This is a genomic window from Undibacterium sp. TC4M20W, assembly GCF_049340245.1.
Taxonomy (GTDB): domain Bacteria; phylum Pseudomonadota; class Gammaproteobacteria; order Burkholderiales; family Burkholderiaceae_D; genus Undibacterium.
Genome location: NZ_JBMPPI010000017.1, coordinates 1 through 18,328, shown reverse-complemented (window position 1 = coordinate 18,328; position 18,328 = coordinate 1). Strand labels below are relative to the sequence as shown.

Genomic DNA, 18,328 nt, shown 5'->3' with positions numbered 1-18,328 from the left:
GGGAGGCTTTGTGCTACTGGCCTGGATTGCTCCTGGCCATCATCGTGCAGATCAGAACTTGGCCCTGACACCTACGCTGTAACGTGCGCCGTTTTCATAGACGCCAACGGGCAGGCCATCTGTAGTGTTGGTGCGTATCACAGAATTGGTCAGGTTGACGGCTGTCGCAAACAGGCTGATCTTTGGTGTGATGTCCCAGTTGGCCGTAGCATCCCACTGACCATAGGCGCTGGTGACATCCTGTCCACCTTCATCCAGGCCACCGTAGGATTTGGAACGGTAGTTATACGACAGACGGAAGCTGATGCCGTTCTTTTCATAGTAGCCACTGGCATTCAACTGATTGCGTGAGTTACCGATGACATTCAGTTTTTGTCCGCCAGCGATGGAGCCAGCTTTTGCATCAGTGAAGGTGTAGTTCACGATGGCGCCAAAACCATTACCAAAAGCCTGTTGCCATTGCAGTTCCAGACCATTGATGACCGCACCGTTGTCGGCATTATGCGGACGTGTTACCGGACGCGTTACGCCGCCTACGTTTTCTTGCGCAGTCGAAGTGTAGATGAAGGTATCCAGGCGCTTGGTGAACAGCGTGGCAGACAACATCGAGGCATCAGCAAAATACCATTCTGCACCTATCTCTGCCTGGTCGGCGTGGTAAGGTTTCAGCAAAGGGTTACCAGCTGTTGCGGCATTGGTGGTGCCGCTGACTTCGGTACTGGCGCTGAGGTCGCTATAGGTGTTACGTGCCATGACGCGGGCTATGGCACCGCGTATGATCAGGTCTTTGCGCAAGTCATACACGACGTTCACGCTAGGCAAGACATCGTTGTAAGTACGTGTCGTGCTGCCAATGACGTAGTTGCCCTTGCCGGTCAGGTCCTGGTAGGCTTCAGATGTCTGTTCAGTCTTGACCAGGCGTACACCAAAGTCACCGCGCCATTTGTCGATGGCATAGTCAGCCTTGACATAAGCAGCAGTAATTTTTTCTTGTATCTTGTAGTACTCGCCCTTGGCTTCGTTATAGACCATGCCCTTGTCATACATGGCAAAACCCTTGCTCGCAGCCAGTGCATCATTGACCCATGCATATTGGGTTAATGAACCTGAGGTCGCTGCAGCCTGGCTCAATAGTGGTGATGGGCCAGTGGACAAGTCTGCCAGACTGAATGATTGCCAGCCTGGGCTGCCCGGTCCTACCGTGCCTATGGTGCGGTGATTTTGCACGGTGTTGTCACGGTATTTCAAGCCAAATTTCACATCCTTGATGAAGGAGCCAGTCAGGTCCAGCGTCAGGTCACCCTGTACATAATTTTCTTTGCTCTCCATCTTGCGTATCCAGTCACGTGCATTTTGCAGCGTGAGCTTGGTCGGGTCCAGCGGGCTCATGTCCAGGTAAGACACTTCATAAGTATCCGGCGCAATATTCACAGTGGCGCGGGTATTGCCAGTGAACCAGAAGTTACGGTCATGCTTGCTGCCACCCTCAGCAGAGGTGGAACCTAACTGGCCGTGCAGTTTCCAGCCATCGCCTTCATAATTGCCTTCCAGATCGAGTATCTTGGATTTGATATAGGCTTCACGATAGATAGGTTCAAACGACACGCCAGTTGTCGGGCCGACTGTGCCGCCGACCACGGCCTTGGTGCCATCAGAGGTCGTGATGAAACGTGGATTGGTGATATTGATGACATTTTGCTTGTTGGCCAGGCCACCTATCTGCCAAAGGTAGTTCTGGTTATTATTATCCATGTTCATGTCTGAATTGATGTAATTCAGAGAGATATCGCTGTCACGGTTAGGCTTGATCTGCAGGGTCACATTGCCAGTCGTGCGTTCACGGTCCTGGCGGAAAATCGCTGAACCACCACCCCATGATGCATAAGCGTTCGGTGTCGCTACATTGTTTTGATCGATGATGGTGTATTTGGTGGAATCAGTAAAATTCTCCAGACCATCGCGGCGCATGGTGCGTTTTTGTTTACTCAGGGACAGCAAGATACCCAGCGTGTTTTCATCATTCTTCCAGTTCACCAGACCAGAGATTTGTGGGTCAGTCTTTTTGGGCAAGTCAGAGTAAGTTGCTTCCAGTGAGAATTGCGCGGTCAAGGGTGTTTTGAATTGCAAAGGCTTGCGCGTCTTGACATTGACCAAACCGCCTATGCTGCCCTCATCCAGATCAGCAGATGGGCTTTTGTAAACATCAAGACTGCCTACCAGTTCAGAAGGCAAAATGTCATAGTTGAAGCCACGGCTTTGTGAATCGTTTTTCCACCAGTAAGCTGAAGCGACTGACTGACCATTCAACTGCGTCATGTTCAGGCTTTTGTCGGTGCCACGTACGAAAATGTCGCGGCCTTCACCCCAGGTGCGGTCGACAGAAATACCTGGCACGCGTTGCAGTGAATCGGCGACGTTTTTGTCCGGGAATTTACCGAGGTCTTCTGAATTGACTGTATCAACAATATTTTGTGAATCGCGTTTGCCAGCAAGGTTTTTTTTCAATGTGTCGCGTATGCCGCGCACTTCTACGACTTGTGAACCTGGTGCAGTTTCTGGTGTTTCATCGGCAGCATAGACAATATTAAACGCGGTGGTGCTGACGATCAGGGCAATCAGTTGCGGTAACAGCTTCTTCTTGAATACGGGGGTGTTCATGCAAATCTCCTTCAGTTGGTTTTACTCGTTGGTATCACATCTTCTTCTTTTGGCGCAGCAATTTTGACCTCGTTCTGAATTGCTTTAATCAAGGCAAAAAATCTTTACTATCTTCTCTAATGCTGGAATCTTCAGTTGCGCATCAAGCGCTAAAAAAAGCCGACGCCGCGCTGGGCGTCGGCAAATCAATCATACGACTTGGGGGAGGTATGATCTTAACGCTTGAACTCTCATCGCTTAAACTCTCATCGTTTAAACTTACTTGCACTTGCAACACTGTTTTGTATTCTTGCAGCGGCTTCTTTACCTGTGACCGTGCCATTCAAAAGATCGGCATTCACATTCCATAATTCCTGTTCCATGCTCGGCTGGCCACGGTTCAATATCTGTGCATTGACACGTATGCTGGATTCGCACGCTGTCCGCCACTCCATCATTTGCTTGCCTATCGGGTCACGCACTGCGATCAGATGATTCGACAACGAAAAAAATCCGGTGACGCGATTGGTATACAGGTCAGCAAATTCTTGTGAGCCCAGCCATTCGAGAAATTTGTAGGCATCTTCTTTATTGCGTGATTTTTTGTTGATGCCTATGCCTATGTCCATGTGATCGAGGATGTAGCACTTGTCACCGGCTGCGCGCACGGGTGGTGCAAATACACCAAAATCCAGGCCCTGTACCTGATTGAAATAAGAGATATCCCAGGAACCGACGGGGTAGACTGCTGCCTTGCCAGAAGCGAATTGATGCTGGCTGTCGCTATAGGTTTGCGTGCTGGCCGTGCTGGGCAGATACGACCCCAGCTTTGCCGCATACTCAAAGGCGGCGACATACTGTGGATCAGTAAATCTTGCCTTGCCTGCGATAAGCGCCTTGCGGCCTGCTTCACCATGCCAGTAGTTGGGGCCTATACTGGTGAACAGAGTTTGTGTGGCTTCCCATTTTTCTGCAGTACCCAATGCGAGAGGAACATAGCTGCCATTCTTTTTTACCGCATCCAGCACCGTCAAAAATTCTGCCTGAGTTTTTGGCGCCTGCAGATTGAGTTTCTTGAAGATTTTTTTGTTGTACAAGAAGCCGTGTATGACAGAAGCCACCGGCATGCAAAAAGTCGCTTTTGCGTCATCGGTTTGCCAGGCCAACAGGGCTGTTGCTTCAAAATGTTCCATGCCCGGTTTGCCATCCAGCTTGTCCAGATAACCCTTGTTATATAAAGACTGCGATACATCAAAAGGGCGGCAAGCTACCAGGTCACCGGCGGTGCCATTGGCAAAATGTGCTTGCAGGCTGCTGTCGTATTCCGTCGGTGTGGTAGGTGCAAAGCGTATGTCTATGCCGGGATGGCGTTTGGCAAATGCCGGTATCAGGACTGTCTCCCACAAGGCCTTGTCATCTACGCGCCAGCTTTCCAGGACGAGCGTGCCAGCATTGGCGGTGCTCATCATGGCGGCGGCGCATAACATGGCGATGTGGCAGATGCGGTTCAAGGGAAATTCCGTCAAGAATATTTTCAGGCTCAACAATTCGGTATAAATAAATTACTTGAAACCGATACTAGCAATGCGATGAATGTAATGCCACTTGCATATCTGTTTAGTGCATTTTTTTATAAGTGTTTGATTTTTTGGAGTTTTGTGTGAACTGGTCAGGTGAACAGCTTACAAATCCTTACCCGGTTTTTTCGTCGGTATTGCTGTGCACTAGGGCGTGAATAATTTACAGGCGTGTGAATTCCTAAGCTGACAAAACTTAACTTAAGAATTCCTTACAAAACTTTACAAAAGTCCAGATTCAGGTGTTGTGAATCGTGCAGAGAGACCTGAGCTTGTCCGTACGTGACAAGCTGGAACAGGAAAGGATGAATGGGAGAAGTGCCAGGTCAGGCGGTGTCTTCGTTAGGCAGGGTGATGATAGCCTTCAAGCCGCCTTCAGCATGATTTTCCAGCACCAGCGTGCCGCCATGGGCTTCGATGACGCTGCGGGCTATACCCAGCCCCAGACCCATGCCGCTTTCATTCTGGTTGCGGCCATGTACCAGACGTACATAAGGATCAAACAGGCTGGGTAGAGCGTCTTCCGGCACGCCAGGGCCGTGGTCGCGTACTTCTATGATGACGCTATCGGCAGCAGCACGTACGCAGATTTCTGCGCGTTCGCCATAGTAAAGGGCATTGTCGAGCAGATTACCTATTGCCCGTTTCAACGCCAGTGGTTTGCCATAGACGGTCACGCCTGAGTCTGCAAACTCCACATTGTGTTTGGCCAGATGGGCGCTGCGTACCAGCCTGCGTATCAAAGGGTCCAGTCTGACTTCGGTCGGGTTTTCATGGATGTCGCTATCTTTCACGCATTGCAACGCGCCCTTGACCATCATGTCGAGATCATCCAGGTCTTCTTCAAATTCACCACGCAAGACATCATCATCAAGTAATTCTGAACGCAGCTTGAGACGGGTGATCGGCGTGCGCAGGTCGTGTGAGATAGAGATGAACAGGCGTTCACGGTCTTCGATATAGCTTTGTATGCGCTGGCGCATGGCGCTAAAGGCGCGGGCGGTGTTGATGAATTCCTTGCTGCCAGTCTCTGGCAAGTCTGGTACCTGCTCACCCTTGCCAAACGCGGCTGCCGCATCTGACAAGGCCGCCAGAGGCCGCGTGATCCAGCGTACTACCATGATGGAGAGCAGTAATACCGCAGCCAGTGACAGACCCTGCAAGACCAGGCGGTCAAAAGACAGAGGATCGTTGCCCTTCAAAAAATAAGGGTTGGGCATGAGGGCAGCCAGGTATAACCAGTTGCCTGGTTCCAGCTCGGTCTGTATCACCAGCACAGGAGCAGGTTCAGGCTTGATCAGCAAAATATGCTGTACCCAGCTCTCGGGCAGGTCGGTGATACGGGTGCCATCGACAGCCGTAGTCAGTTGATCTGGCCAGGCGAAAGCCAGCTTGAATTCAGGGTACTGCGGCAAGTCAGCCTTGAGGGTATTGCCGACCTTGCCCAGCACGGTATGGGCCAGTGCCTGCGGTTCTATTTCTGTGATGGGGACATAGGCATTATTCGCCTGTACAAAAAAACGCGTGCCCCCCATCTCGCGAAACTGCTGTATCAGCACGGTGCGGTAATTCGGCGGCAGGCTGCGAAAAAACCGTATTGCGCTTGACGCACTGTGCGCCAGGTATTGTGCTGCCGTGGTGGCTTCTATCTCGGCCTTGGCGCGTTGCTGGGTGGTCCAGATGGCGCTGCCTACCAGCTGTGTCAGCAGCACGCCGCACACCATGACCAGCGACAGGCGGCCCAGCAGCGATTGCGGCAGCCAGCGCCGCAGCACAATGGCAGCTTCAGGCACTGGCCACGCTCACGTCAGCAGAGAATACATAGCCGGCACCGCGTACAGTCTTGATCAGGGTAGGCTGCTTGCTGTCATCCTTGAGCAGCAGGCGCAGGCGGCTGATCTGTACGTCGAGTGAGCGATCCAGTGGGCCGGCATCGCGGCCACGGGTTTCTTCTGACAGTACATTGCGGTCGAGTACATCACCCGGGTGTTCGACAAAATATTTCAGTAACTGATAATCCAGTCCCGTCAGTGCCACCAGTTCTCCAGTGTTGTCGGTGACCTTGCGTTCTATCAGGTCCAGCGTGAAGCCCAGGAAGCGGTAATAACGCGGCGCTGCTGCCACATCGGCAGAGCCAGTGCGCCGCAAGATCGCCTTGATACGCGCCAACAGTTCGCGCGGGTTATAAGGCTTGGCGATATAGTCATCGGCCCCCAGTTCCAGCCCGACAATGCGGTCAGTGTCGTCTGAACTGGCAGTCAGCATGATGATGGGGATATTGGATTTTTGCCGTACTACCTTGCACAGGGCAAAGCCATCGGTATCGGGCAACATCACATCAAGTATCACCAGTGACAACTGATTCATCTGGCTATTGAACTCGGCCACGAAGCTCTCGCCATTGTGCGAGAGTATGACTTCATACTGATTTTTTTCCAGGTAGGTTTTCAGTAATACCCGGGTTTTCTGGTCATCATCAACGATCAGTATTTTGCGTGTCATCTTTGTCTGCCTCACATCTTATAGGTTTTGTTTTTTATTATTGCCAAATGTCTTGTACATCGCCACCAGCCTGGCCTGGGTGTCGGCTGGGCTGACGGTTGCATCGATAAAGTATCTGTGTATCACGGCGATGATGGCGTCCTTGCTGGTTTCATCGGTAGCCATGCGGTGCACCAGGCTGGGGGCTTGCGTCGCTGCGCCCTGGGCAAAGGCATTCCAGGATGCACGGGCACAGCTATCCATGCGCGCCGGGTCGGCATCGCGCCTTACCGATACCGAACCCTTGACGGCATTGTAGTCAGCCTGCACCGCTGGCGTGGCGACCAGGCGAGCCAGTTTTTCTTGCGCGGCAATGCGCGAATAATCATTGGTGAACATCGAAAAAGTATCGACGCTATACAAATGGTATTTGCCCGTACCCGGCATGGCCGTGCAGGAAAAAGCCTCGTCAGTGACAAAACCGCCGTCATTGAGTTCACCCTTGACCCAGTCGCCGGTGATCATCATCGCCGCCTCGTTTTTGGAAAACTGCTTCACCACTTCCGTCCAGGGACGTTCATCGACAGGATTATTCATCCAGCCTTTCATCTGGCGCAAGCGTTCCAGCGCATGGGCAAAGCGTTTGTCCATCACGGCCTGGGCATTTTGCTTGACGAATAATTCGCGGTGATATTCAGGCCCGCCCTCGGCCAGTATCAGGTTTTCAAACAGGGTGGCAACTTGCCAGGGTTCGCTGCTTTGTGCCAGTGGTATCAGGCCTGCGGCTTTCAGCCTGGCTGCAACGGTGACCAGCTCATCCCAGTTTTCTGGTGGTGACAGCTTCAGCGTGCTGAATATTTTCTTGTTATAAAACAGGGTGTTGATGCGATGTATGCCGAGCGGCGCTGCCACTACATGCTTGCGGTGTTGTATCAGGTTTTGTATGGTCGGGAAGAAACTGGTATTCCATTTATTGGCCGCCGCAACCTTGTCGAGCTCCAGCAAGAAACCCAGGTCTGCCCATTCGCGTATCGAGACACCAATGATTTGCGTGACCTCGGGCGCGTCATTCGCCAGCACACGACTCTTCAATACTTTGCCCGCCCCTATGCCTGCACCGCCGGGTATGCCTGCATCGCGCCAAGTGATACCTTCATCTGCCATGCGTGCCGCCAGCAGGCTGGCTGCCTTGCGTTCGCTGGCCGAGGTCCACCAGTGCAAGACCTGCAGCGTGCTATCGGATTGCGGTGTGGCTGCATGAACTTTGACTGTGCAAAATGCCACGCACAACACCCCAAGCGCCGCCGCCCTGGCAAAGCGCCAGGCTAGTGGTGATGCAGCGAGATGATGGGCGGGCGAAATCAAAAGAGCTTTTCCGGGCAGGTTATTGCGGCAGGGAAATCAGGTTTTCAGGCTTGATCAGGAAGATCGAACCGGATGCATATTACCAAAGGGGGCAGCTTTCTGGTAGGCATTGTTCTTTTGTGTACACAATCACGTTTGAGATGTAACGCCTTGTTATGCTCACTGTGGAAGTGGTCACATATCCGTAAAATCGTAGGTTGGGCTACGCTTCATCAGCCCAACACTGGGCATTTAATAAACGTACACGTTATTCCCAGGCCGAGTGTTGGGCTGATGAAGCTTAGCCCAACCTACGGTGTACCGCATTTTTGATCAATCCCTTCTCCTCACCACCACCCTCTCCAGCAAATCAAATGCCCACTGCGTCAACAAAGCCAAGGCCGCCGCAGGCAAGGCACCTGCGAGCAGCATCTGGTTGTCATTCAAGGCCAGGCCTATGGTGATGCGTTCACCATAACCACCGGCACCGATGAAGGCGGCGATGGTTGCAGTGCCCACGCTCATGACTGCTGCAGTTTTAACTCCTGCCAGTATCATGGGCAAGGCCAGAGGCAAATCTATATTCGACAGGCGGTCTCGCGATGACAGCCCCAGGGCTTGCGCTGCCAGGAGTAAACCGGCTGGTACCTGCACCAGGCCTACACAGGTATTGCGGACTATGGGCAGCAAGGCATATAGCGACAGGGTGATCAGGGCTGGGACAAAACCTATCCTGCCCAGCAGAGGGATCAGCATCGCCAGCAAGGCCAGTGAGGGGATGGTTTGCAAAATGCCGACAGTCGCCATGACGACTTCACGCAAGCGCGGGGCAAAGGCGGCAATGATGCCCAACGGGATACCCACTAAACAGGCCAGCGCAACTGACAGCAATACCAGCGTCAGATGCTGCCAGGTCAGTTTCAAAAAATCTGCACCAAACAGTTTGGACATGACACCGGCGCGTTCAGCAGTTAGTGGTGACTTCGCCACAAATTGCTGCGCCGCCTGGGCAAAGCTCTGCCCGTCAATTTCTACTGTTGCATTCATCGCTATCATTTGCGCATTGTCTATCTTGCCCTCCAGTTTCTGTATGGCTGCCCAAGCTTGCGGAAAGCGGGCTGGCACATCCAGTCGGTACAGCAAAACTGCGTCATAACGCGGAAAATAATTTGCATCATCCACCAGCACACGCAAACCCAGTTGTTTGATTTTGGCATCGGTGGAATAAATATCGATGACATCTATCTGTTTGGCAGTCAGTGCTTCATAAGCAATACCATGATCTAGCCCGCTAGCTTGTTGCGGTAAGTGATAGCGTTTGACCAGCCCTGGCCAGCCATCGGCACGGCCTAAAAATTCATGGGAGAGGCCAAAGCGCAACTCGGATTTTGTCGCAAGATCAGTCAGTGATTTAATATCCCCAGCATCAGGCCGCATCGCCAGTGCATAGGTATTATTAAAACCCAGAGGCACGGTAACTCCTAAACCCTGTTTAGCCAGTTCCGCCTGCATCTCCTGCATACTGATTGCTTGCTCATGTTTCAGTATCTCGGTATTGATGGTGCCCATGTATTCAGGGTAAACATCGATGCTGCCATTTTTTAATGCATTGAAGACGATGGCGGTATTACCCAACCCTTGCTGGTGCAGTGCAGGACTATGGGCTGCAGCAGTCTGCGTCAGAATCTCGCCCAGCACATAGGATTCAGTGAAACGTTTGGAGCCAACTTTGAGTGTATCGGCAGCCTGTGCCTGTACTGCAAAACTGCTTATTATTAGCAGTTTCAAGGCTAAAGACAAAAGGTATTGCAGCCTGTACCAGATCAGCATGGGTTTGTGCTCCGCTAAATTGTGATCGAAACTGCGATTGAAGGTACCGTATTCTACATGCCGTTTGCCAATGTCCAATTACGCCCTGATTCTGGCGGAACTGCCGCTATTCCTGTATCTGACACAGACCTACACTGCAAGCTCCAGATAAATCAGGAGTCGCCATGTCAAGCGCAGGAACTACGCACATACCAATTGCAGCAAGCACATTTAGCACTAAACAGAACATGCATGCCGATGACCCACTCAGTGACTTCAGTGCACGCGAGATCACGCTCAATGAAGTCAGCAAGCGTGTCTATGTTGCAGGAACTGGGCCCGCCGTCATCGTCATGACAGAGATGCCCGGCATCAGCCCGCATGTGGCCCGCTTTGCGCGCTGGGTACGCGATGCGGGTTTTACGGTGTATATGCCCTCCTTATTTGGGCGCGATGGCGTGGTAGCATCGGCAGAAGAGGGAGCGGCTGTGTTTCAGAAAGCCTGTGTCAGTGCAGAGTTCCGCGCCTTTGCAGGTAAAGGTTCCAGCCCTGTTACGCTATGGCTGAGGGCACTGGCAAGGCTCGCGCATGAAGAATCTGGTGGCCCTGGAGTGGGGGCGATAGGTATGTGCTTTACCGGTAATTTCGCCTTGTCGATGATGCTGGAACCCGCAGTACTTGCCCCGGTAGTATCGCAACCATCCTTGCCTATGGACGATCCGGCAGGTACAGGTATAGAAGCTGCCGACTTGCAAGCCGTACGCCAGCGTCTGGAGGCAGAAGACCTGACTGTCATGGCTTACCGTTTTGCTGGCGATGCATTTTGCCGTGCCCAGCGCTTTGCCGCATTTTCAGAAGCTTTGGGTGAACGCTTCGTCAGCAAGGTATTACCTGACAGCGCTGCCAATCAGGATACTGCGCCGTTCTTCAAACGCTATGTAACAACACCGCATAGCGTGGTGACCGCGCACCTGATAGATGAGGCAGGTCAGCCGACCATCGCTGCGCGGGATGAAATACTGGCTTTCTTTGCCCATCGTTTGAAACAGACGTAAAAAAAAATACGTAAAAAAATGCCTGGATCAGGATCCAGGCACTGCATTAATACTGTAAAGAAGCTTACTTCTTGAATGCCGTCACAGCAGCACGGCCAACGGCCGGATCATCGGTAAAGAAGCCATCGATACCAGCTTTCAAATAAGCTGTGATTTCTGCGATTGAGTCACCACGTTGCGTCAGTGAGGCGGGGTCGCCAAGGCGCATGCTGGGTGGCAGGAAAGGATTTTCCGGACGTAGTGTCCAGGTATGCACTTTCAAGCCAGCGGCGTGGGCATCTGCGACAAAGCTGGTCGCCGCACCCAGTTCATTCTTCGTATCACGCGGGATGATGACTTCCTTGTAAGGCGATACAGCGTCGGCGTACTGTGCGATTTCTTTCAGACCTGCTGGTGTGACGAGGTCGGCATAAGTGCGGTTGCTGCCAGCGGCGACAAAGTCATACGGTGCATTGCGCGGTACGCCATTGACAGGCGGGTTGAGCGGATTATCAACCAGTTGCACCAGACGCATATCTGTCATGCCACGCAATTCTTTTAGGTTCGCCACTTCAAATGACTGAATGAATACCGCCGCATTTTTGCCCTTGTAGCCATTCGCTACCAAAACATCAACCAGACGTTTTTCCAGCGGCAGGCCTATGGATTTGAAATAAGTCGGATGCTTGGTTTCAGGATAAATACCGATGACACGGTTCTTTTCTTTGGCCTGTTGCTTGACCAGGTCGATGACTTCTTGCAGTGTCGGTATTTCAAACTGACCATCAAAAGCCGTGTTGGCAGGGCGGTTTGCAGGTATACGTTCCTTGGCGCGTATGGTCTTCAATTCTGCCAGCGTAAAATCTTCGGTGAACCAGCCACTGACAGGGATGCCGTCTATGGTCTTGGTGGTTTTGCGGGCAGCGAATTGCGGCAGTGTTGATACATTGGTGGTACCTGAAATTTCATTTTCATGACGCGCGACCAAGACACCATCCTTGGTGGCTACGAGGTCAGGCTCAACAATATCTGCACCGTCATCTATTGCTCTTTGATAAGAAGCCAGCGTATGTTCAGGGCGCAGTGCAGATGCACCACGGTGGCCGGTGACTGTCGGCAATGGTGGCCATGACAGTCCTGGATTCTGGAAATCTACAGGCTCAGTGCTACTGCCACCGCAGGCACTCATGCTGATTGTTGCAAAGGCCGCACACAGCAAGCGTGCAGCATGTTTGGGTAAATGTCTCATCAAGATGTTCCTCAGGATTCATTACAAAAAATGAGGCCAATGCAATTGGCCTCATATGCGTAATACCGTCATGACGGCGTTGGCAGGAATGTAAGGGCTAAGAGTTACCAGATGATGACTTAAGGCAATGCCTTACAAATTGTTTCACCTCAAGATTCTCAGGCATTTCAAATAAAAAAGGCCAGCCAAAACTGGCCAGCCTTTCATGCATATACGTGCATTACACGTACTACAAGCGCATATATTATGCAGCTTGCAGGCTAGGATAATCCGTATAGCCTTTTGCGCCTGGTGTATAGAAAGTCGCTGCATCAGGTGCATTCAAAGCTGCGCCTTGCTTGATACGTGCAGGCAGGTCAGGGTTAGCCAGGAAGCTGGTACCAAAAGCTACCGCATCCAGTGTGGAATTACTGATCGCTTGCGCAGCTTCGTCGGCGTTGTAACCCATATTGCCGATCAACACACCTTTGTAATTGGCGCGTGCAACAGTCAAGACATCACCAGTCTGTGCCTGGAAGAAGTCAGAACGCATCACATGCAAATAGGCCAGGTTGAATTCATTCAGACGTGTCGTCAGATAAGAAATCAGGGCCAGTGGCTCGCTGTCTTTCATGCTGTTATAGCTGTTGATCGGTGACAGACGCAGGCCAACTTTATCAGAGCCAATTGCAGCACTGACCGCAGTCAATACTTCAAACAAAAAGCGTGCGCGGTTTTCTATGGAACCACCATAGCTGTCGGTGCGCTTGTTGGCACTGTCACGCAGGAATTGATCAATCAGGTAGCCATTCGCACCATGCACTTCTACACCATCAAAGCCGGCAGCAATCGCATTTTTTGCGCCTTGTGCATAAGCCGCAACCAGCGCAGGGATTTCATCGAGACGCAATTCGCGTGGCACTGCATTTGGGATTTTACCGTCTGGTGTATGCACTTCGCTGTCAATCGCGATGGCGCTAGGGCCGACGTTTTCAACACCATTGTTGAATGCTGGAACAGCAGCACGGCCAGCATGCCATATCTGCATGAAAATCTTGCCGCCTTTGGCGTGCACAGCTTCAGTTACCAGTTTCCAGGCAGCGATTTGTTCTGCATTGTAGATCCCTGGTTCAGCATAGAAAGCGGATGTATTTTCAGCCACCATGGTGCACTCGGTCACGATCAGACCTGCGCTAGCGCGCTGGCTATAGTATTCGGCCATCAGGGCGTTAGGCATGTGACCTGCATCCGCACGTGCACGTGTCAGCGGGGCCATCAGGATGCGATTAGCGAGGGATACAGAACCGGTTTGCAGAGGATTGAATAACATTTCTTAATTCCTTTATTGGGCATGTTGGGGGCAGCAAAAATCGATGGTAAAACTCATACGGGCAACTTATATGGGCAAACCTATGGCAAAACTTATTGGGTAAGCAAATCCACAACTCCATGTATAGCCAACCCAGGGTACTTCAAGATAAAAATTAGACTGGTCGTCTAGAAAAAACTGATAAAAATAAATGCTTTATTACTATTGTATGCAAGTAAACAATATGTTTCGAGTTTAGAGGTTGATGCAAAGTTAAGCTGGCTAGGCTATCGCTAAGGAGGCATCTCTTTCAAGGGATGCCCGTTTTGTCGGCAGACAATATATTGTCTGAAACCCCGACTTCACCGACGCTGCCGCAGACAGTACTTTAGTACAAGTTTCACAAGCAGGCAGCGCAACAACGCCAGATTAACTTTTCATCGACCTCTACAGCTTGAGCATCTTGCGGGTGGCAAGCATGGCGCTTTCCAGCGCGCTCATGTCACGCCGCATCTTGGTCAGCAAACCCGCACCCAGCCACATCTGGTACAGGGTCAGCGCGCATGCATCAGCATCCAGGTCTGCGGGCAGCGAACCATCGATGATACCCTCGCGCATGCAATCGGCCAGTTTGGCAATGATACTGTCGGTACCACGTTGCAAGGTGACGCGCATGGCTTCAGACAAATCAGACACCTCACCACCGAGTTTGGTCGCCAGGCACTGGCATTGCACACCTTCACCCGGGCGCTCCGGTAACCAACCCTGCCAGTAACGCATGAGGCGCTTGGCTGCGGGTATGTCCTGATTTTTCAACACCACATCAACTGCTGCCAGGTAGCCGGCAAAATAATCTTCCAGCAAAGCTTCGCCAAATAATTCCTTGGACTTGAAATAATGATAAAACGAACCCTTGGGCACTGCCGCCGCCTTTAATACCTCGTTCAAGCCGACCACAGAAAAGCCCTTGCCCAGGATAATGGGTTTGGCTGTATCTAGGATGTGTTGCCTGACATCGGTGCGCGGAGTGTTCATGGTTTGAATTCTAAAACAAATTAGACCAGTCGTCTAGTGATTTTTTTGCAGAAAAAATGTATCAAAAAGGGACGAGAACAGGTAAATAAGATTGGTCAATGTTTTGAAAGTGGATGTCATAGGCCGCGTATATTGAGTCGCTTGATTGGTTAGCAACAAACGCCGCTGGGCTCCAGCCTGCACTCACTATTGTCCAGAATAGTGTCCTTGACAAACAATCACGAGTAAATTCCCTCCCTTTCAAGGGGAGGGTTAGGGTGGGGATGGGTTTCGATCGATTGACGGTAAATGAATTTGCTACAGAAACCCATCCCCATCCCAGCCATTCCACCGCACCGCTTGCAAGCGGCTTAGATATTTGTGGCACAAAGCTTCGCTTTGCGAATTCCCACAAATCTCCCCTTGAAGGGGAAGGTGCTTTAAGCACGGCCCTTTGCAAATAATATTCAATTGCACAATTAAGTCTCCAACGCAGAAAAATCGCTAGGACACTCCGTGTACTCGATGTTCAGAACGAGAATTATGCCGGACAGCCGTGTCCGCAGGCTGGAGCCCAGCGGCTTTCGCTGATCATCATAGACATCTTTTGCTGGCAAGCACCAAACCTGAAGTTATCGTAACAAAAGCTGCAAGCGCCCAAGCTGTCACCCGCCAAAAAACTCCGCATGTATCGCCTGCAAAGCCAGCTTCCTGTCCTCTTGCTGTACCAGCATATATGCGGCCACCTCGCTGGCACCTGCCGCCGCGAGGCACACATGTACGCCAGCCGCAATCGCTGCCGACAAAGCACGGCTGGCAATTGCGCCGCCCACGTCAGACGCTTCAAGTACGCCATCGCCAACCACGGCGACAATCGCCACATCCGCGTTGCGTGACACTTCCACTACACCGGCCAGGTGATGTTCCACCAGTGCAGCGTAAGCCGCATCCAGATGGTCGCGTGATACCAGGATATTAATGGCAGTCTGTGCCGTCAGCACGCTCTTGATATTGATGCCGTTGGCATCGAGCGTATTGGTCACTTGCGCCAGGATGCCAGGTTTGAATCCCACGCCGGGGCCGTGTAATTTTAATATCGCCACGTCTTCTGTCGAGGTCACACTCTTTACTACATCACGCGTCACCTTGCGTTGTGCATTGATGACGGTATACGGCAGGAGACCACGTTCAGGACGGGTGATGTTCAAAATACGGATAGGGATATTCTGGTCAAAGAGAGGCTCTACCGTGCGCGGATGCAAGATCTTGGCACCGAAGTAAGACAGCTCTGCGGCCTCCAGATAATTCAATTGTGTAATCGTATGCGGCGCGCTTACTGTACCTGGGTCGGCACTGAGAAAACCATCCACGTCCTTCCATACATCCAGTGATTCTGCGCCTATGCAGCAGGCGATGGATGCTGCTGAATAATCAGAGCCACCGCGGCCAAACAGGGTCGCCTTGCCATCGCGGTCTACGCCATAAAAGCCCGGCACGACGATGACTTCATTGCCTTGCAAGGCTTTCGAGACAGCCGGGGCGCTGGCATCAAAATCGCAAGCGGCATTGCCAAATACGCCATCGGTGACCAGACCTATGTCTTCGGGCAAGGCTTCGCGTGCCCGTATGCCGTGGCTGAGCAAGACCTCGGTCAGCAGCAGGCTGGACAGACGCTCACCATAGCTGAGGATGGCATCATTAACGAAGGTAGGCACATCACCTATGCAGTGTATGCCAGTCAGGTAGCGGTCGAGCTGGTCAAGGCGTACTGACAGTGCTTTTTCTATACGTGCGCGGTTGGTGGCATCGCTGATATTCGCTTCCAGTATCTGCTTTTTCAGGGCTCGCAGGTTTTGCGTGTAATCCCGGCTTTCGGCCAGGGCGGCTGCGGTTCCCGCGCCTTCCCTTGCGGCTTGCACGCAAGCGATGAGGGCATTGGTAATGCCATAAAAGGCAGATACCACCAGCACCAGCGGCTGTTGGTAAGTTTGCACGACATTGACAACGCGGTTGATATCTTCAGGCTGGCGCAGATTGGAGCCACCAAATTTAACGACGATTTTTTTCATTGCAATTTCCAGGACAGGGATAGCGTGTTGATCACAGACATCCCGCAAAATGCGAAATGGCATATATCGAAACAACAAGGGTAATGCAGCAGACGGGGCAGGTCAACGCAGTATCCATCTTCATCCAGCAAGCAGGCAGTAAAAAGCAGCAGTATTCCAGCATTTGATCTGGCACTGCGGCCCTTATAGTCGCATCATCGCCGTGACTGCGCATGTCAAATTCTGTACCTCACTTGCACCCCTTGCCAGACATCATGAAAAAATGCCACAGCCCTGATCATCCTTATTGCACACACTGGGTGGCAGAGGGTGAGTCTGCATGTGCGGCAGGCCATGCGCAAGCTGCCAATCCCTTGCGGCGTGAATTACTGCATGCATCTGCCGGCAAGCTGACAAAAAAAATAGATGCGCATGCACCAGCCAGCCTGCAGCTGCATTTCGGCGGCTATGACCCGCGTGCCGCCGGTGGCCGCCAAACCCTCAGGCTGGAATTGCGCGGCACCTTGCCGGCAAATGTCAGCATCATTGAAGTGCAATTACGATGCGAGCTCATTGCCGCAGGCGCAACCAGGCAACGCCTGTTGCGTACTGCCTCTGGACTATGGCAACCTTTGCTAATCAGTTTTTCATCGAAAAACAAGGAGTACGGGCAATACCCGATTGAAATCAGCTTGTCGCACGAGCAAGAACCCATGGCCAGACGCAAATGGCTGTGCACCAGCGTCATCTTCGTGCCGCGTGCAGATGCTAGCCTGACAGAAATACACAGTGTCTTTCTGGCCGCGCAAAAAAACGTCAGGGTCATTGCCGAAGATGGGGCGATTGCCACACTCAGCGGGCTGGGCCAGTCCCACGGCTATGCGCAGGGCAATATGAATATAGAAATCAATGCCAGGGACGCCTCGGTGGCCAAGCTCGACATGCTGCCACCTGCAGGCAAATATGAAATCGCCATGGGGACAATAGCCTGGGATGAAGAACTCATTGAGGTTGCTGCAGATGAATCAACCGCCGCACCCGGGCTTAAACAAATACCGGCGCTGACGGCAGCACCGGACAGGGGAGCAGCAGTCAAGCCGGTAACTGGCAAGCCAGCAACAAAATACGCCAGTCTGGCTACCGGCCATACCAGCCGTCATCAGCCACACAGGCATATCCAGCTCTTCGCCCTCGAAGAATACGTGCTTGGCCGTATGGAAGAACAAGCACAGGCCGATATCCAGCTTAGCCACAATGCCAATAACCCGGCAGAAAACGCCAGGCTGACACGCCGTATCAGCGCCCGCCATGCCATCATCCGCAGAAAAGGTATGGGCGCAGAAATCACTGATGTATCTCGATATGGCACTTTGCTGGATGGCATGACGATGGAAAAAGACCAGGCCTATGCTTTGCGCGCAGGCATGCAAATCGAGTTTTGTGCCAGTGTCAGGGGCATAGTCAAACTGCAGGTCATGGCAATCCTGCTGCATGCCATTATTCTCAGTGACCTGGATGTCAAGACAGGGAGCGGTCTGCTATACCTGCTCAAACCTGAAACAAGGCCGATGGTATCGCCACCAAATATGCCGGACGGCTTGCCATTGATATTTCATTTTCAGGATGCGTTCTGGAGCAGGGATATGCTTACTGCTCAGGAAAACACGCTTGAAAACAGGCTTGATACTGATGCAGACTTAAAGCTGCGTCCTCCAGTGCCATTGTCAAATCCCTATCCAGGAAGGATAAATGCCCGATAGTGCTACTGAGTGAAGCTGGCCCAAATGACAATGGCATTGAAAATTTTTGTTAATCCAGCCAATTTGCTTTACATTGACTGAGCGGCA

General features: G+C 52.0%; 12 protein-coding genes. 2 read left to right on the top strand and 10 right to left on the bottom strand.

The window, feature by feature from the left end:
- Nucleotides 1-51: 51 nt before the first annotated feature.
- From ACO0LL_RS19120 to ACO0LL_RS19095, 6 genes are all read right to left on the bottom strand, one after another.
- A complete protein-coding gene (locus ACO0LL_RS19120) occupies nucleotides 52-2,658 on the bottom strand; it encodes a TonB-dependent receptor (protein ID WP_422952419.1) in 2,607 nt (868 codons plus the stop codon).
- A gap of 245 nt (nucleotides 2,659-2,903) precedes the next feature.
- Nucleotides 2,904-4,124, bottom strand: a complete 1,221-nt coding sequence (locus ACO0LL_RS19115; RefSeq protein WP_422952502.1) for an ABC transporter substrate-binding protein — start codon at nucleotides 4,122-4,124, stop codon at nucleotides 2,904-2,906.
- A gap of 416 nt (nucleotides 4,125-4,540) precedes the next feature.
- Entirely contained in the window at nucleotides 4,541-5,938 is a 1,398-nt protein-coding gene (locus ACO0LL_RS19110) for an ATP-binding protein (RefSeq protein ID WP_422952501.1), read from the bottom strand.
- 61 nt (nucleotides 5,939-5,999) lie between these two features.
- The gene (locus ACO0LL_RS19105; protein WP_422952418.1) at nucleotides 6,000-6,716 is read right to left on the bottom strand and encodes a response regulator; all 717 of its coding nucleotides are present in this window, start codon (nucleotides 6,714-6,716) and stop codon (nucleotides 6,000-6,002) included.
- A gap of 18 nt (nucleotides 6,717-6,734) precedes the next feature.
- On the bottom strand, nucleotides 6,735-8,060 hold the full coding sequence (locus ACO0LL_RS19100) for an ABC transporter substrate-binding protein (protein WP_422952417.1): 1,326 nt from the start codon (nucleotides 8,058-8,060) through the stop codon (nucleotides 6,735-6,737).
- Nucleotides 8,061-8,372: 312 nt separating this feature from the next.
- Nucleotides 8,373-9,869, bottom strand: coding sequence for a glycine betaine ABC transporter substrate-binding protein (locus ACO0LL_RS19095; RefSeq protein WP_422952416.1), 1,497 nt, complete (start codon nucleotides 9,867-9,869; stop codon nucleotides 8,373-8,375).
- Nucleotides 9,870-10,096: 227 nt separating this feature from the next.
- Between ACO0LL_RS19095 and ACO0LL_RS19090 the strand changes: the two genes are divergently transcribed.
- Nucleotides 10,097-10,903: a dienelactone hydrolase family protein gene (locus ACO0LL_RS19090; protein WP_422952500.1), complete on the top strand. Its 807-nt coding sequence runs from the start codon at nucleotides 10,097-10,099 to the stop codon at nucleotides 10,901-10,903.
- Nucleotides 10,904-10,967: 64 nt separating this feature from the next.
- On the opposite strand, the gene ACO0LL_RS19085 is transcribed toward ACO0LL_RS19090, so the two are convergent.
- The 4 genes from ACO0LL_RS19085 to ACO0LL_RS19070 form a co-directional block, all read right to left on the bottom strand.
- The gene (locus ACO0LL_RS19085) at nucleotides 10,968-12,131 is read right to left on the bottom strand and encodes a glycerophosphodiester phosphodiesterase (RefSeq protein ID WP_422952415.1); all 1,164 of its coding nucleotides are present in this window, start codon (nucleotides 12,129-12,131) and stop codon (nucleotides 10,968-10,970) included.
- Nucleotides 12,132-12,375: 244 nt separating this feature from the next.
- Complete coding sequence (locus ACO0LL_RS19080; RefSeq protein ID WP_422952414.1) at nucleotides 12,376-13,440, bottom strand: alkene reductase; 1,065 nt, start codon at nucleotides 13,438-13,440, stop codon at nucleotides 12,376-12,378.
- 426 nt (nucleotides 13,441-13,866) lie between these two features.
- A complete protein-coding gene (locus tag ACO0LL_RS19075) occupies nucleotides 13,867-14,454 on the bottom strand; it encodes a TetR/AcrR family transcriptional regulator (RefSeq protein WP_422952413.1) in 588 nt (195 codons plus the stop codon).
- Nucleotides 14,455-15,098: 644 nt separating this feature from the next.
- On the bottom strand, nucleotides 15,099-16,502 hold the full coding sequence (locus tag ACO0LL_RS19070; protein WP_422952412.1) for an aspartate kinase: 1,404 nt from the start codon (nucleotides 16,500-16,502) through the stop codon (nucleotides 15,099-15,101).
- A gap of 212 nt (nucleotides 16,503-16,714) precedes the next feature.
- Here ACO0LL_RS19070 and ACO0LL_RS19065 point away from each other — a divergent pair, with 212 nt between their 5' ends.
- Nucleotides 16,715-18,241 (top strand): FHA domain-containing protein, encoded by a 1,527-nt coding sequence (locus ACO0LL_RS19065; RefSeq protein WP_422952411.1) that lies wholly within the window; start codon nucleotides 16,715-16,717, stop codon nucleotides 18,239-18,241.
- The last annotated feature ends 87 nt before the right edge of the window (nucleotides 18,242-18,328 follow it).

Bases quoted from the DNA above. Each gene is read 5' to 3' on its own strand.
- ACO0LL_RS19080 (WP_422952414.1), bottom strand. From the start codon at position 13,440: ATGTTATTCAATCCTCTGCAAACCGGTTCTGTATCCCTCGCTAATCGC.
- ACO0LL_RS19090 (WP_422952500.1), top strand. From the start codon at position 10,097: ATGCATGCCGATGACCCACTCAGTGACTTCAGTGCACGCGAGATCACG.
- ACO0LL_RS19120 (WP_422952419.1), bottom strand. From the start codon at position 2,658: ATGAACACCCCCGTATTCAAGAAGAAGCTGTTACCGCAACTGATTGCC.
- ACO0LL_RS19075 (WP_422952413.1), bottom strand. From the start codon at position 14,454: ATGAACACTCCGCGCACCGATGTCAGGCAACACATCCTAGATACAGCC.
- ACO0LL_RS19065 (WP_422952411.1), top strand. From the start codon at position 16,715: ATGTCAAATTCTGTACCTCACTTGCACCCCTTGCCAGACATCATGAAA.
- ACO0LL_RS19115 (WP_422952502.1), bottom strand. From the start codon at position 4,124: ATGTTATGCGCCGCCGCCATGATGAGCACCGCCAATGCTGGCACGCTC.
- ACO0LL_RS19105 (WP_422952418.1), bottom strand. From the start codon at position 6,716: ATGACACGCAAAATACTGATCGTTGATGATGACCAGAAAACCCGGGTA.
- ACO0LL_RS19085 (WP_422952415.1), bottom strand. From the start codon at position 12,131: ATGAGACATTTACCCAAACATGCTGCACGCTTGCTGTGTGCGGCCTTT.
- ACO0LL_RS19070 (WP_422952412.1), bottom strand. From the start codon at position 16,502: ATGAAAAAAATCGTCGTTAAATTTGGTGGCTCCAATCTGCGCCAGCCT.
- ACO0LL_RS19110 (WP_422952501.1), bottom strand. From the start codon at position 5,938: ATGGTGTGCGGCGTGCTGCTGACACAGCTGGTAGGCAGCGCCATCTGG.
- ACO0LL_RS19095 (WP_422952416.1), bottom strand. From the start codon at position 9,869: ATGCTGATCTGGTACAGGCTGCAATACCTTTTGTCTTTAGCCTTGAAA.